This is a genomic window from Owariibacterium komagatae (assembly GCF_045865535.1).
GTDB classification, from domain to species: domain Bacteria; phylum Bacillota; class Clostridia; order Oscillospirales; family Ruminococcaceae; genus Ruthenibacterium; species Ruthenibacterium komagatae.
Map to the genome: position 1 here is coordinate 2,894,743 of NZ_AP031406.1, position 14,515 is coordinate 2,909,257.

12 protein-coding genes are annotated in these 14,515 nt (G+C 54.0%); 6 read left to right on the plus strand and 6 right to left on the minus strand.

What is annotated here, in order from left to right:
- Window positions 1-2: 2 nt before the first annotated feature.
- Window positions 3-323, minus strand: coding sequence for a TfoX/Sxy family protein (locus tag ACKTS9_RS14565; RefSeq protein WP_407881650.1), 321 nt, complete (start codon window positions 321-323; stop codon window positions 3-5).
- Between the two features lies 1 nt (window position 324).
- The gene (locus tag ACKTS9_RS14570; protein ID WP_407881652.1) at window positions 325-1,233 is read right to left on the minus strand and encodes a helix-turn-helix transcriptional regulator; all 909 of its coding nucleotides are present in this window, start codon (window positions 1,231-1,233) and stop codon (window positions 325-327) included.
- 255 nt (window positions 1,234-1,488) lie between these two features.
- On the opposite strand from ACKTS9_RS14570, the gene ACKTS9_RS14575 reads away from it, so the two are divergent.
- Complete coding sequence (locus ACKTS9_RS14575; RefSeq protein WP_407881654.1) at window positions 1,489-2,247, plus strand: MerR family transcriptional regulator; 759 nt, start codon at window positions 1,489-1,491, stop codon at window positions 2,245-2,247.
- A gap of 157 nt (window positions 2,248-2,404) precedes the next feature.
- Here ACKTS9_RS14575 and ACKTS9_RS14580 read toward each other — a convergent pair whose 3' ends face one another.
- The 3 genes from ACKTS9_RS14580 to ACKTS9_RS14590 form a co-directional block, all read right to left on the minus strand.
- Window positions 2,405-2,929 (minus strand): GNAT family N-acetyltransferase, encoded by a 525-nt coding sequence (locus tag ACKTS9_RS14580; RefSeq protein ID WP_407881656.1) that lies wholly within the window; start codon window positions 2,927-2,929, stop codon window positions 2,405-2,407.
- Window positions 2,929-3,516, minus strand: a complete 588-nt coding sequence (locus ACKTS9_RS14585; protein ID WP_407881658.1) for a GNAT family N-acetyltransferase — start codon at window positions 3,514-3,516, stop codon at window positions 2,929-2,931. The genes ACKTS9_RS14580 and ACKTS9_RS14585 overlap by 1 nt, the downstream gene beginning before the upstream one ends.
- Window positions 3,517-3,627: 111 nt before the next feature.
- Window positions 3,628-4,302 (minus strand): alpha/beta hydrolase, encoded by a 675-nt coding sequence (locus tag ACKTS9_RS14590; protein WP_407881662.1) that lies wholly within the window; start codon window positions 4,300-4,302, stop codon window positions 3,628-3,630.
- A 217-nt stretch (window positions 4,303-4,519) separates the two neighbouring features.
- Here ACKTS9_RS14590 and ACKTS9_RS14595 point away from each other — a divergent pair, with 217 nt between their 5' ends.
- Complete coding sequence (locus ACKTS9_RS14595; RefSeq protein ID WP_349214122.1) at window positions 4,520-7,675, plus strand: DUF3427 domain-containing protein; 3,156 nt, start codon at window positions 4,520-4,522, stop codon at window positions 7,673-7,675.
- A 5-nt stretch (window positions 7,676-7,680) separates the two neighbouring features.
- Here ACKTS9_RS14595 and ACKTS9_RS14600 read toward each other — a convergent pair whose 3' ends face one another.
- Complete coding sequence (locus ACKTS9_RS14600) at window positions 7,681-7,899, minus strand: DUF5348 domain-containing protein (RefSeq protein ID WP_349214085.1); 219 nt, start codon at window positions 7,897-7,899, stop codon at window positions 7,681-7,683.
- A 28-nt stretch (window positions 7,900-7,927) separates the two neighbouring features.
- Between ACKTS9_RS14600 and ACKTS9_RS14605 the strand changes: the two genes are divergently transcribed.
- Genes ACKTS9_RS14605 through ACKTS9_RS14620 form a run of 4 tightly spaced genes read left to right on the plus strand, consistent with a single transcriptional unit; the run spans window position 7,928 to window position 14,511 of the window.
- Window positions 7,928-9,325 (plus strand): Wadjet anti-phage system protein JetA family protein, encoded by a 1,398-nt coding sequence (locus ACKTS9_RS14605; protein ID WP_349214083.1) that lies wholly within the window; start codon window positions 7,928-7,930, stop codon window positions 9,323-9,325.
- A complete protein-coding gene (locus tag ACKTS9_RS14610) occupies window positions 9,322-9,951 on the plus strand; it encodes a DUF4194 domain-containing protein (RefSeq protein ID WP_407881666.1) in 630 nt (209 codons plus the stop codon). The genes ACKTS9_RS14605 and ACKTS9_RS14610 overlap by 4 nt, the downstream gene beginning before the upstream one ends.
- Window positions 9,920-13,273: an ATP-binding protein gene (locus ACKTS9_RS14615; protein WP_349214846.1), complete on the plus strand. Its 3,354-nt coding sequence runs from the start codon at window positions 9,920-9,922 to the stop codon at window positions 13,271-13,273. Before ACKTS9_RS14610 ends, ACKTS9_RS14615 begins: the two co-directional genes overlap by 32 nt.
- A complete protein-coding gene (locus ACKTS9_RS14620) occupies window positions 13,270-14,511 on the plus strand; it encodes a Wadjet anti-phage system protein JetD domain-containing protein (RefSeq protein WP_349214844.1) in 1,242 nt (413 codons plus the stop codon). The genes ACKTS9_RS14615 and ACKTS9_RS14620 overlap by 4 nt, the downstream gene beginning before the upstream one ends.
- The last annotated feature ends 4 nt before the right edge of the window (window positions 14,512-14,515 follow it).

The following is a 14,515-nucleotide window of genomic DNA, read 5'->3' on the forward strand; positions in this document are numbered from 1 at the left end:
GGTCATTTCCTCCGTTTTTTCGGCTGCTCCTGAAGCGCCAGGCAAGTCAGGCGGGTGAGGGCGGTCATGGTGTCCCGATCATCCACATCCTCCACCCAGATATAGTCTCTGGCCCCCTCATAGGGCGGAGCCTTGGGCAGATTGGGAAAGGCCGCCTCGCCCGCCGGGGTGACCTTCACAAAGAACTGATCGCCGCAGATGACGGCGAAGAACACGCCGTCGCAGTAGAGACCGTACTCCCCGAACATCTTCCGGCTGCGGATGGTCCCGGCCTCCCGTAGCTGTTCGGCCACATAGTCCACAAAGTTCTGATGAGAGGCCATCTCAATCCCTCCTGTAACGATGGGCCAGTGTTTCGGCCAGCTGTCCCAGCTGCTCCCGCAGCTCCTCCGGCTCCACCAGTTCCGCCTTATCCCCAAAGGTGAGCACCCAGCTGAGGACGCTGTCCGCGTCAGGAAAGCCGCCGGTGAAGCGCAGCCGACTGTCCGGCTCCGTAGTGAGGCGGTCCGCCCCGTATTCCTCCACCAGCCGCCAGCGGCAGCTGGGTTCAAAGAGTACGGTGACCTGATACTTCGCCGGAAAGAGCCGCTCCGGCTCCAGATCCGGCAGGGGCGCAGCCCGGGGCGGAAAGCCCTCCCCGGCGGTGAGATCCGTCATGCGGTTCAGCTTGAACAGCCGGAAATCCTCCCGGCTCCGGCACCAGCCCCACACATACCAGGCCGACCAGTGGAACACCAGATAGCAGGGCTCCACAGTGCGCACCGATTCCCCCTTGGGGGAGAAATAGGTAAAGCGGATGGCGCGGTGCTGCTCGATGGCACTCTGAATCAGCTCGACCTTGGGCGGCAGGCTGGTCTTGTACCAGGAGGAAAGGTCGATGAGCATGTGGGCCCCGCCGGGTACCAGAGCGCCCGTCCCGGCGGACAGCTTCTCCATCAGCTGGGCATAGCGCCGGGTGCCGCTGACGCTGTCCAGGCTCCTGAGTCCCGCTAGGATGGCCTGCATCTCCGGGGCGGTGAGCACCGTCCGGTCCACCCGGTAGCCCTCCATGATGGAGATGCCGCCGCCCGCGCCCTGAGCGGTGGCGATGGGGATGCCCGCCCGGCACAGAGATTCGATGTCCCGCTGGATGGTTCGCCGGGACACCTCAAACTGCTCCGCCAGCTCCGGGGCGGTGACCCTCTCCCGCTGGAGCAGGATGGACAGGATGCCAATGAGCCGCTCCATTTTCATGGGATGCACCGCCTTTCCTTCTTTTATCTGCATTATACCATAGAAACAGGACAACTGTATGTCATGTTTGATTTGAAAGCAACCGGGCGGCTTTCGTTCGCTCTGCGGTTAAAAGAAAATCAGTTTTTTAGTGGCCATTTCTCTCTTTCTATGGTATTGTTCGGTTGCCGAAAGAAAAAGAATCGTCAAATTGAAAGCTTCCCTTGACTTTGACGCTCCGTCAACTGGTATAGTATCCGTAAGGAGGGATGTTTCATGGAGTATTCCATTCAGGAGCTGTCGCGCCTGTCCGGGGTGACCACCCGCACCCTGCGCTGGTACGACCAGATCGACCTGCTCAAGCCCAGCCGGGTGGCGGAGAGCGGCTACCGCTACTATGGCGGGGCGGAAGTAGACCGGCTGCAGGACATTCTCTATTACCGGGCCCTCGGGGTGGAGCTGGCCCAGATCAAGGAATGTCTGGACGATCCCTCCTTTGACCGTCTGGCCGCCCTGCGAAACCACCTGGCCGCGCTGGAGGCGGAGCGGGAGCGGCTGGAACAGCTCATCCGGTCGGTGAAAGACACCATCGGAGCGGAAGAAAGGAACGAGATCATGAGCGACGAGCAGAAATTTGAGGCGTTCAAGCGGCGCACGGTAACCCATAATGAGGAAGTCTACGGAGCGGAGATCCGGACCAAGTATGGCGACCAGGAGGTGGACGAGGCCAACGCCGCGGTGATGGGCCTGACCCAGGCGCAGTATCAGGAATGGACGGACCTGGGCCGGGAGATCCAGGAGCGGCTGGAGGCAGCCGTCCAGGCCGGGCTGTCCCCGGAAGATCAAGAGGGCAAGGAGATCACCGCCCTCCACCGCCGGTGGCTCACCATTACCGGGAAGCAGTACGACCCGGCCAGGCACCGGGGGATCGCGGAGCTCTATGTGATGGACGAGCGGTTCACCGCCTACTACGACAAACGAGTGCCCGGCTGCGCCCGCTTCCTGCGGGATGCCGTGGCTCATTGGGTGAAGTGAGAATGAAGCAGGCCCTCGGCTTTTCGCCGGGGGCCTTTGGCTGTCTCATGCTTTTTTCCGCATCAGGAAAACGCCTGCCAGTTCCGCCGCCAGGCGGTGTGGAAGAGGTCGGCCGCGGTTGGCCACACCCGCTCCACCGGGCAGGGGAAATGGACGGTCACTTGGGAAGTCGGCATAAATTGTCCGTCCTTTCTAAGCGGTACTGGATTTCCCGCACCGGCATCCCGCCGATCTCATCTTCCGTATAGGCTCCGCTGGGGCGGAATCCCATGCACTCATAGAAAGCTCTGGCCCGCTGATTTCCCTCCAGTACCCACAGGAAAAGGTCACGATAGCCCATGGATTCCAACTGCTTCACTGCGGCGGAAAGCAGTGCCTTTCCCCAGCCGTTCCCCCAGTATTCGGGCAGAAGATAGAGGGAAACGATCTCACCCCAGCCTGCCAGCTCCGGCGTCCGACTGGCACAGCAGCTGGCAGTGCCTACGATTTTTTCTCCCTTCAGCAAAAGCAGTGACTCCCGGCCGGCCTGTTCCAGATAGGGGACCCATTTTCCCAACGGGATGCTGTTCAGATATTCCTGGGGGAGCAGTCCACGATACGCTTCCCGCCAGCTCTCCTCGTACACCCGGCTGACAGCGAAGAGATCGTCGCCGGGGCGTAGTTTTCGAATTTGCATGGTCATTATATCCCCGCCTCGATAAAGTGAACGTCCGAGCTGTCCCAGTATTTTTTGTAGACCCGTTCTTTCTCTCCGTCCAGATTCAGCTGATACATCCGAAATGTGACCAGGATGTTTTTCGGCTGCCACTGCTCCTCGTAGGAATATTGGTATTTCATACCCACGTTTCGCATCACACCGCCGCTTCTGGGGTTGTTTCGGTCATGCGTAGCGGTGATATAGGGCAAACCATCCTTTTTCACCTGCGCGATCACCGCCCGGCCCGCTTCCGTGACGATTCCTTTGTGCCAATATTCCTTGGAAAGCCCATAGCCGAAATCGTGATGTTCGTCCATGGCCACGTTTATGTAGCCAATTGGGGTGTTGCGCTCTTTAAGACAGATCGCATAGGCATACCCGCGGGGCTGGGCATAGATCGGCGCGTATCGTTCCTCGTAAAACTGCTTGGCTTCGTCCATGGTTTTCACTGGATACCAGGGCAGAAACCGATTGACTTCTTCATCCTGAAGAATCAGGAACAGCGCGTCCATGTCCTGCTCTGTGAATTTTCGTAAAATCAACCGCTCCGTTTCCAATGTAGGTGTATTCATCGGCCTTTTCTCCCTTGTGTGCATGGTATGTGTTTGTCACTGCAACGCGGCACTGCTCTCACAATGCCTTCCTGCTGCCAGTATAACGGTAAACATCCGGCTCGACAAGGCTTACCGGCCCAGCATCCAGACAATACCGGCCGCGGTGCGCTCCACGCTCTGGACAAAGTGGTTGCCAGGATTCAGCCGGAACACCGTGTCGATCCCCCTGCGCTGGTAATAAGCGCATATCTCCTCGGTGTTCTCCTGAACCGTGCGCAGGATCGGATTCCTGGTTTTGCTCTCCTTGTCTCCCAAGGAGAAGTATATGCAGTCCGGCCGACGCTTTGGCTCATGGGAGAAGATATACGCCTTCATTCCGGGGAACCAGAGGGAGCCGGACATGTTGCCCACCCGGGAAAACAGCTCCGTCCGGTAGATGGCGTAGAGGGCAAACAACCCGGCCAGCGAGTACCCGGCGATGCCGCGCCAACGAGGAACGTTGCCAATCTCTTTCTCTGCCGCCGGAATGATCTCCTCGGTCAGAAGCCGCAGATAGTCGTCCGCCCCGCCGGTGCAGGGGTCCGCGTTTTTGAAAGCGGATGGACTATCCCAGGGGGCCATATCGTGGTTCCAGTCCAGATCGGTGATAGCCACCAGTGTGAACGGCGGGCAGCCAGCAGCCTGCGCGGCCTCGTACACCTTTTGCTCTTCGCCGGAGAAGGTGTTGAGGTAGATAATAGGGGCATTTGCTTCCAAACTCGGGAAAATGGATACCGTTTTTTCGTTTATCGTGAAGGTGTACATTGTTTATATCATCCGCTTTCTACTACAACAAAGGTGATAGTCCTGTTTATTGGACAAGGATTATGCTAAACTAAGCTCTAATAGTGGGAAATTGGGGTGCGGTAAAAGCAGGATCGTTTTCTTGCTACCTGCTAATCCGTCCTTGTGGGATTTTAGAATTGCAGTTATACTAAGTACAATATACATCCTAAAAGCGAAGATAGGAAGCGTGAACGATATGCTATCTCCCGGCATTTACGAACAAATCATCAATACTGCCCTGAACCGCGAGCTTTCGGAGATTCCCGACGCCCGTAAATCGTTTGCGCCTATTGACAAGGCGGAGGCCTCCAAGGTGCTGGCGCAGTATCTGGCGGATGTGGTGCAAAAAGGCCTGGAGAATGTGGCGGATAACGGCGGAGATATCTCCACGCAGATCAGCCTCGTCAACCAGATCGTGACTCTCATCCAGAACACAACCCAGGAAGCTGACTTTGCCGCGCTGAGCGTTGACCAGCGGGCAGAGCAGCTTCTTGCGCTTTTACGGGAGCAAGACCCCCGGCTGGCGGTAGGTAAAACCGCGGCCGACCTGAGCCGGCCGGAGACCTCCATCGCACAGAGCAGCCTGTTCACCGGGGCCATCCATGAGCCCCAGATGTACACAGAGCTGAAAAAGGAGATCGTCTCCGCCGACCGCATCGACATGCTGGTGTCCTTCATCAAATGGAGCGGCCTGCGGCTCTTGATGGACGAGCTGTGGGAGTTCACCCAAAACGGAGGAGAGCTACGGATCATCACCACCTCCTACATGGGGGCCACCGATGTGAAAGCCATTGAGGAGCTGCGTGCCCTGCCCAACACCCAAATCAAGGTCAGCTACGACACCAAGCGCACCCGGCTCCACGCCAAGACCTATGTCTTTTACCGGGACACCGGCTTCACCACGGCCTATGTGGGCTCCTCCAACCTGTCCAATGCCGCCATCTCCAGCGGTCTGGAGTGGAATGTGAAGGTCACCCGCCGGGATCTGCCGGAGACCATCGACAAGATTGCCGCCACCTTCGAGAGCTACTGGAACTCCAGCGAGTTTGAGTACTACTCCGAGGATCAAAAGGAACGGCTGGCCCGGGCGCTGAAGGCGGAAAAATACTTCGACGCCAACAACGCCGAAGTGTACACCATGGATATCGCGCCCTACTCCTACCAGCAGGAGATCCTGGACAAGCTGGAGGCGGAGCGCGCCGTCCGGGGCTACATCCGCAACTTGGTGGTGGCCGCCACTGGTACCGGCAAGACGGTGATCTCCGCGCTGGACTACAAGCGATTTTGCAAACAGCACCCCGGCAAGCCCTGTCGGCTGCTCTTCGTAGCACACCGGGAGGAGATCCTGCGGCAGAGCCTGTACACCTTCCGGGCGATTTTGAAGGACGCCAACTTCGGGGAGCTGTTTGTGGGCAGCTACCGGCCAGAGAGCATTGACCACCTGTTTCTGTCCATTCAGACCTTCAACTCCCAGGATTTTGCCGCCAAGACCGCCCCGAATTTCTACGACTACATCGTGGTGGACGAGTTCCACCATGCGGCAGCGCCCACCTACCAGAAGCTGCTGTCCTACTACCAGCCCCAGATCCTGTTGGGCCTGACCGCTACCCCGGAACGCATGGACGGCAAGAGCGTGCTGCCCTACTTCAATAACCGGATCGCCGCCGAGATCCGTCTGCCGGAGGCCATTGACCGCAAGTTGCTGTGCCCCTTCCAGTATTTCGGCGTCACCGATACGGTGGATCTGAACACGCTGAAATGGACCGCTGGCGGTTACGATAAGGGGGAGCTTTCCAAGCTTTACACCTTCAGCGGCGCCGTGGCAAACCGCCGCGCCGACCTGGTGGTGTCCTCCCTTCTCAAGTATGTGACCGACATCGACGAGGTGAAGGGGTTGGGCTTCTGCGTGTCCATTGAGCATGCGGAGTTTATGTGTCGCTATTTCAACGACCGCGGAATTCCCTCCATTTTCCTGACTGGAAAATCCTCCGATGAGGAGAGAAAAAACGCTAAAGGGCGGCTGGTAGGCGGTGAGGTTCGCTTTATCTTCGTGGTAGACATCTACAACGAGGGTGTGGACATCCCGGAGGTCAACACCGTACTGTTCCTGCGGCCCACTGAGTCCCTGACCATCTTCCTCCAGCAGCTGGGCCGTGGCCTGCGGTTGGCGGAGGATAAGGAATGCCTGACGGTGCTGGACTTTATCGGCCAGGCCAACAAGCGGTACAACTTCGAGGACAAGTTTGCCGCCCTGCTGAGCAATACCACCTGCAGTGTGACCCGGGAGATCAAGGACGGGTTTGTTTCCGCACCCAAGGGCTGTTACATACAGCTGGAGAAGAAGGCCGCCAAGTATATTCTGGAGAACATCCGTGCCTCTTACGGCAATACCGCCGGGCTGGTATCCCGAGTGGCCAGCTTTGCGGAGGACAGCGGGCTGGAGCTGACTCTGGCCAACTTTCTGGAGTATTACCACCTGGACCCCAGGGCAATTTACAGGTTCTCCTCCTTTTCCCGCATCTGCGCCCGGGCGGATGTGATGGAGGATTTCAGCGAACCGATGGAGGAAACACTGACAAAAGCCTTTGGCCGGTTGGCCGTTGTGGACTCCCGACGGTGGATACGCTTTTTGCTGGACCTGCTGCCCCATCTGGACGATGTGGACTTCGCGGCGCTGAGTGAGCTGGAGCAGAGGATGCTCCAGATGTTCTATGTGACCGTTTGGGGCAAGGCGGCGGAGAGCTGGGCATCCGACGAGGTGCTGGACAATCTGTATGCTCTCTCGGACAGCCCTGTACTACTGGGGGAGCTTCTGGCCCTGCTCCGCTATCGGTATGAACAGATCGATTTCATCGACGAGCCGGTGGACTTGGGCTTTGACTGCCCGCTGGATCTCCACTGCACCTATACCCGGGACCAGCTGTTGGTGGCACTGGATTTCCTGAAACCGGCCACAGTGCGTGAGGGCGTGAAGTGGCTGCCGGAGAAACAGTTGGACGTGTTCTTTGTGACGCTGAATAAGGCGGATAAGGACTACTCGCCCACCACCATGTACAACGACTACTCCATCAATGAGAGCCTGTTCCATTGGCAGAGCCAGAGCACCACGGCGGCAGATTCACCCACTGGACAGCGGTATATCCATCACCGGGAATGGGGGAGCAAAGTGCTGTTGTTCGTCCGGGAGTTTAAGGCCGACCGGATCACAGGAGGTGCAGCGGCCTACACCTTCCTGGGGGCGGCCGACTATGTGAAGCACGAGGGGAGCAGACCCATGAATATCACCTGGAAGCTGGAACGGCCAATTCCGGCGAAGTTTTTGAAAAAAACCAATAAATTGGTGGTGGGATAGTACACTTACAGCATGACGCGGTCTCCATACGGAACTGGGAATATTTTGGCCCTGCCGCCATCCACCAACACCCAGTCGTCGGTAAATTCCAGCCGCACTGGGACCCACCCTACATTTTCTTTAAAAACAGACAAGCATTCCCCACAATGTAATCCACCGTAGAAAGTCCCATTTTCAAATATAATATCTGGTCGATCGTTAAGTTTGATTAGAATTCCAGTCATAAATTTCTCCTATAAGAGAGGGATTGCGATGAACCTATTTGAGCGTATCCCAACTGAATTATTTTCTGTTTTGGCTTCGCCAAATCGTGCACTGTATGCTGACGCACTTGATGTGCTTTGGGAAGCATACCGAGATAATTTGAAAATCCCAGAGCATGTCTTGTACTCCATGCTTCGCAGCAAATTGGAGCAGCAGCTGGCCGATGCTACATTTGAGGGGGAGGACATTGATGAGGAAGAACTGAGGGATATTTCAGGTCGTGCCAGATTTCTGATTCGTAAATTATACAGCAAAGGGTGGTTCGAAAAAGAGCGCAGCGAGGACTTTGATGAATATATTACAGTTCCTGGCTACAGCAGCTCCCTTCTGAAGCTGTTCCATCAACTGCGGGATGACAGCCCTATTCGCGGCTATTCCTATGTGTTCAGCACGTACTCCACCCTGAAAGTGGCCGATGAGAGCGGCAGCATCTATGACAAGATGGCAGCGGTTTACAATGCCTACGATAATACCCAGGCACTGCTCCAACTGCTTCAAATGGTCTATCACAACGTAAAGCACTTCTTTCAATTACAAATGAAGATGCAGGAAGTGAATGATGTTCTGGCCTCACATTTTGATGATTTTGGGCAGAAAGTGGTAGAGGCCTATATTCGGCCTCTGAAAATTAAGGATTCAGTTCCAAAGTACCGGGTTCCAATCCAGACAATCCTTACAAACTGGGCCGAAGATGATGCGCTGCTGGCAGCTCTTGCGAACGCAGCGTTACAGGATCGGCGGGGTACCGCACTGGCAGACTGTCGGCGGGATCTGCTGCAAAAGATTTTTGAGGTAAAGGACTGTTATGACAGCATCGAATCGGAGTATCTGGATGAGATTGATCGCCAGGTGCGCCGATATACCAGAGCAACGACACAGAAATTAGAGAATTTGACAAATCGCGATTTCTCTGTTCGTGGAAATCTCAATTACCTTCTGAATGCCCTTGGAGGAAAACATCAAGATTCCGAGCTGGTGGATCGGATCCAGCCTGCATTTCAGATCTATGGACAGTCTTTCCTTTCTTATAAGAGCCTTTGGTATCGAAAGCGACCCGGAAAACGGACGAAGACAGCTCCGGTGCTGATCGAGGAAACAGAACTGGATGCAGCGGCAGAGGCGCAGGTATTGGAATTACTTCGAACAGAGTATGGCCGGTCCGCCATTGCGGCATACGTAGAAAAATGGCTGGGAGATCGTGGAGTTTGCTATTCTAAAGATATGGGGCTGTCGGACGATCGGGCTTATATTATGAGTATGTTGGCTGTGCTCACTGGTCGCGATCCCGAGGCGGGCTTTGTGGTCCGAGAGCTGGAAGGCACATTTACCGAAAATGCATACACCATTCCACAGCTTCAAATTACGCGCAAGGAGGGAAAGAAATGAGTTTCGAGTGGTTTGGTACTGCAACACAAAAGGAACTCGACCGCTTCAAGGCCGTCTGCAATCAGCTCCTCAGCCGCACCTATGTGGTAAGAACCGTGTACCAACCAGGGGTGGGGCGGGTCAACAATCCGGACTATGTGTTTCTCTCTGCCCACTTTGAGGCGATACAGGAGTATTTGGCCTTTTTGGATTGGGATCTGCGCAAGGACGATTTGAACGGGTATTTTTATGTTCTGAACACAGACGAAGCCAATCGTTGCAATTTGAACAAGAAAGAAACCGCTATCCTTCTGGCAATCCGTATGCTCTATGAGGAAAACCTTGAGCGACTGGGATTGGCGCAGGACGCCGTCTGTTCTGTTCGGGATCTTTTGGAAAAAGTAGTGACAGACTATGCCATCTTACCGGCAAAGCCCAACATGGATGATGTGAAGCGAGCGCTTACAGTGCTGGATAACCACTCGGTAATCCAACGGATCGAGGGGAAATATAACCAGGGCAGTTGTAGATTTGCTATATTGCCCACCGTCCTTTCTGCGGTTTCCAGCGAAAAACTAAATGCCATTGTATCAGTACTGAGAAAGGAGGAGGAAAGTGAAGAAGCTGAAGAAGATTCTACTGATTAATTGGCTCTATTTTGCCAAAGAACTCATCGAAGTGGAGGATATCAATTTCCTGACAGGAAAAAACGGAGCAGGAAAATCCACTGTGATCGATGCGCTTCAAATCGTCCTTCTGGGTGAGACCAACGCCCGGAACTTCAACCAGGCAGCCAATGAGAAGTCTCAGCGGACACTGGACGGATACCTGCGGGCTGATATGGACGAAAATAACCCCAATTCCAGGCGCGGGAAGAATTACTCCACCTTTATTGCCTGTGAATTTTTGGATGATGTGGAGGGTAAGCAATTTGTCAGCGGCGTCATCTTCGACTGTCGGAGCGACGGAAGCCGGCAAGACCGCTTCTTCCTGTATGATGGGGCTTTGCCGGAGGACTGCTTTATACGACAGGGCGAGGCCATTGATATTCCTACTCTTCGTGTATTTTTGAAAGAGTACGGTACGCGGGGAAAACTTTATGATACCCATAAGCAGTACCAGGAAGATCTGCTGGCAAAGTGGAATGTCCATAACGAGCAGGTTATGCGGATGATGAAGAAGGCCATCTCCTTTCGCCCCATTGTAGACATCCAAAAGTTTATTACAGAGAATATCTGCGATATCCCTCAAAAGCCAGATATCGAGGCTATGCAGCAGAATATCTGGGATTACAAGCGCCATGAGCAGCTGGCACAGCGTCAGGAGGAAAAACTGGAGGCTTTGCGGAAAATCGGGAGGCTGTACCAGGATTGGCAGCAAGCCATTGACCGGTGGCACATTCAATTTTTTCTGTCTCTGTGGGCGGAGAAGGAAGCGCAGCAGTTTGCCATCGATCACACAGAACTGGAACTGCGAGATAGTGAAGCTGCCTTGCAGAAGGCAGAGGAGCATATCAAGGTGTTTTCCCAGGAGATCGAGGAAAAAGAGGAACGGCGGCAGGAGTTGGAGCTGGCGGTAAGACAAAGCGATGTTTTTCAGGAGGAGGATAAGCTTCGACAGAAAAAGAAAACGCTGCTGCAGGAACAGGAACGACTGCTGTCGGGCATACAAGCCCTGACGCTGGAAATCAGGCGGGAAACCAGTCGCATCCAACATTTATGCGGGGATATCACTGCTTGGGAGATGGAAGAAGATATAACGCAGGTACAGCAAGCTGCGGAGATGGCAGGAAAGGTATATGCGGCCCTGGAGGATGCAGATTCGCAGCTGTTTGCCCGTCCACTTTCCCTCTTTGAGCAAGCCCAGGCTGCGGTGGCAGAGCTCACCACTGTAATTCGAAATGCCGCCCACAAGGTGGAAGATCGTTTGAGCGTATACAAGGCTGAAGCAGATCAAAAACAAGCCGCATTAGCCAATCTGCGTAAAAACATCAAAGACTATCCTCGGGGTCTGCTCCAGCTACAAAAGCGCCTGAGCATGGAACTGGAACAGAAGATGGGCAAGCCGGTGGAGGTGCCAATCCTGGCTGATGTATTGGAAATGAAGGAAGAGGCCTGGCGTGGTGCAGTGGAGGGCTATCTCAACACCCAGAAGTTTTATCTGCTGGTGGAGCCAGCCTGCTACCCGGAGGCGCAGAAACTCTACGATTTAATCAAGGAGGAGTTCGGTCAAAGCTCTTTTGGCATTGTGGACATCGGTAAACTGCGGGAAAAGGAAAAACTCCAACCCCTGGAGAATAGTTTGGCCCAAAAGGTGGAAACGGAAAATGATCTGGCTCGCAGCTATATTGACTATCTGCTGGGACGGGTGGTGTGCTGCGAGCGAGTGGAGGAGCTCCGCAGCCATAAGACGGCCATCACAGCCGAAGGTATGCTGTATCAAGGGTATGTGACCCGCCCTCTACGCCGTGCGTGGATGGAAGACGCCTTTATTGGTCGCCGCGCCGTAGCCTTGCGGATCCGGAGACTGGAGGCGGAGCTGGAGCGGGCACAGGAGTGCATCCAACATTGGACGCCCATTCTGCAGGTGTTGAAACGGCAGGAAGAACCACTGTTTAACCAGTTTTTCGTACAGAGTACGGTACAGGAAAAACTGAATGATTACCTGCGCAGCCTGGAAATCAAAAAAGAAATTGCGCAAACGGAGGAACAGCTTTCCCAGCTGAATTTGCTTTGGCTGGATGAACAGCGGCAGACCATTGCAAGCCTGATTGGTGAGATCAAGACGCTACGCAACAGGCAGCAAGACACAGTGGATCAGCGGGGGCAACTGAAGGCCCAGATCCGCCAGTTAGAAGAGGAACGCTTGCCGGGTCAGCGTCAAAAGCTCAAGGATTTGGAAAATCGCATTTCCGAGACATTTTCTCAGGAATACCAAGAGCGGACAGGTCTGCCTCGGTATGAGCAGGAGCTTGCCCGTCTGAAACGAGCAGCAGCGGTACATAAGAACTTCAGCGATCAACTGCCTCGCACTATCAATGAGCAGGAACAGACCAGGGAGAAACTGCTTCGGGCAAGGCAGGACTATGCAGAGCAGTTTAAGCCCTGCCCCTTCCGGGTGGATGCTATGGACAACGAAGAATATGAATCAGAGCGACAGGTTTTGGAAGAAAATGAATTGCCAAAATACCGAGAGAAAATCAAGGCCGCCCGGGAAAGTGCTATGGAACAGTTCAAAAACGATTTTTTAAACAAGCTGAAATCCAGCATCGAGCAGGTGGAGAGACAGGTTAAGAATCTCAATAAGGCGCTGAAGCAGGCAAAGTTTGGCACAGACCAGTACCAGTTCAAAATAGACCGCAACCCAGACTACGCTGATTATTATGATATGATTATGGCACCGGAGCTGATGGAAGGGGATGGCGGCTTGTTCACGCTGCCGTTCCAGCAGAAATACGGAAATCTGGTGGAAACTTTGTTCAGCCAAATTGCCATGTCGGATGATACCCAGGTCAATGCCAGGAAGCAGAGCGAGCTTCAGCAAAATATCGAACGATTTACCGACTTTAGAACCTATCTGAAATTTGATTTGGAAACCACAGATCAAAACGGCTCCAGGCAGTTACTTTCCCAGACTTTGAATACCAAGTCCGGCGGTGAGACCCAGACACCCTTCTATATTGCCGTACTGGCTTCTTTTGCGCAGCTATACCAGGTAAACAATTCTTCTACTCTGGCCAGTAACACTGTTCGGCTGGTGGTGTTTGACGAAGCATTCAACAAAATGGACAGTGACCGCATTATAGAAAGCGTCCGTCTCCTGCGGAAAATGGGATTGCAGGCAATTATCTGTACGCCCCCGGACAAGCTGCCAGATATTATGCCTCTGGCGGACCGTACTCACTTGGTGATAAAAGAGAGATATCAAATGCGTGTCAAGGCTTGGGGGAAGGAGATCATGCCGGGATGAAACAAAATATCCTTCTGTCCCATCTGCTGGACAAATATGAAAAAAGTAAGCATCTGACGCAGCCGGGTACCTCCACGCGCCGGGTGATGCTCCGGATTGAAAAACACGAATTTCCGGAGTATGCTTATGAAGATGCACAAATTCGAGACACATGGAACGATGTAGTAAACGATCTGAAAGCCCATGGTCTGATCTCTGCAGAGTGGGTCAGCGGACGCCCGGTTCTTTCTTGTGTGGTACTGAATTTAGAACACCTTGCGGAGTGTTATCAGCTGACAGGCCGCACACATCCCAAAGAACTGGCGCAAACTGTAATAGAGCGTATGACCGCAAGGCTTTCTGGCGTTACGACAGATTGGATCCTGGCGTGGCGAGATGACATCTGCCATCAGGCAAAAGAGAACCTTCGAGTGCCGCCCTACTGCAAGAAGGATCTGGTGCTGCTGGATCAGCTGCTGACTGCATTTGTGGTGTACGATGCTCTGAGTGGGGAATCCATTACCATGCGCGCCTTCAGCGGAAAGTGTTACCAGAACACTAAAACCTTCGAGCGAGAGGTGCGAGATTCGTTCTTGCGGATTGCTTTGTCGTACTGTGCCGGATTGATAGAGGCCTGTGAGCAAAGTGAACTGGGCGAGCGGGAGCAGCTGGCCTATCTGGGTATCTATGCCCGTCCGGAGCTCTATGAGCTTACCGGAAACTGCGTCATCCAAACTGAACAGGGGGAGATCTCCGTGGCCGCTGCGGCTCCGTATGGCCTGGCGCTGCCAAGCTCAGGTGTTGACACCATACAGTCTTTTGACATGAGTGCGATTCGAAAAGTGATTTTTATCGAAAACAAGACCAACTACGATGAATTCGTGTTGTCTGAACTGCGTCCATGGGAACTTGTGGTTTACCACGGTGGCTTTTTAAGTCCACAAAAGTGCAAGTTTTTTAGAAAGATGGCCGCCGCACTGCAAAACCAGACCGAGACCGTTTTTTGGGCAGATATTGATTTAGGCGGATTCCAAATGTTTGAACGCCTGAAGGGCATATTCCCTACGCTGACGCCGATGCGAATGTCTGCCGAAGATGTGACAACGTATCATGGTACCGGACTCGTGCGTTCAGAGCATTACTTGAAGACTGTTCAGACTGCCCTCGCCTGTGATCAGTATCCGATTTTCCATATGGCCATGAAAAAAATATTGGAATACGGCGTTACAATTGAACAGGAAGTATTTTTAACAGAGTAATTAG

Excerpts from the sequence above, each read along its gene's own strand:
- ACKTS9_RS14565 (WP_407881650.1), bottom strand. The coding sequence starts at position 323 with ATGGCCTCTCATCAGAACTTTGTGGACTATGTGGCCGAACAGCTACGG.
- ACKTS9_RS14570 (WP_407881652.1), bottom strand. The coding sequence starts at position 1,233 with ATGAAAATGGAGCGGCTCATTGGCATCCTGTCCATCCTGCTCCAGCGG.
- ACKTS9_RS14575 (WP_407881654.1), top strand. The coding sequence starts at position 1,489 with ATGGAGTATTCCATTCAGGAGCTGTCGCGCCTGTCCGGGGTGACCACC.
- ACKTS9_RS14580 (WP_407881656.1), bottom strand. The coding sequence starts at position 2,929 with ATGACCATGCAAATTCGAAAACTACGCCCCGGCGACGATCTCTTCGCT.
- ACKTS9_RS14585 (WP_407881658.1), bottom strand. The coding sequence starts at position 3,516 with ATGAATACACCTACATTGGAAACGGAGCGGTTGATTTTACGAAAATTC.
- ACKTS9_RS14590 (WP_407881662.1), bottom strand. The coding sequence starts at position 4,302 with ATGTACACCTTCACGATAAACGAAAAAACGGTATCCATTTTCCCGAGT.
- ACKTS9_RS14595 (WP_349214122.1), top strand. The coding sequence starts at position 4,520 with ATGCTATCTCCCGGCATTTACGAACAAATCATCAATACTGCCCTGAAC.
- ACKTS9_RS14600 (WP_349214085.1), bottom strand. The coding sequence starts at position 7,899 with ATGACTGGAATTCTAATCAAACTTAACGATCGACCAGATATTATATTT.
- ACKTS9_RS14605 (WP_349214083.1), top strand. The coding sequence starts at position 7,928 with ATGAACCTATTTGAGCGTATCCCAACTGAATTATTTTCTGTTTTGGCT.
- ACKTS9_RS14610 (WP_407881666.1), top strand. The coding sequence starts at position 9,322 with ATGAGTTTCGAGTGGTTTGGTACTGCAACACAAAAGGAACTCGACCGC.
- ACKTS9_RS14620 (WP_349214844.1), top strand. The coding sequence starts at position 13,270 with ATGAAACAAAATATCCTTCTGTCCCATCTGCTGGACAAATATGAAAAA.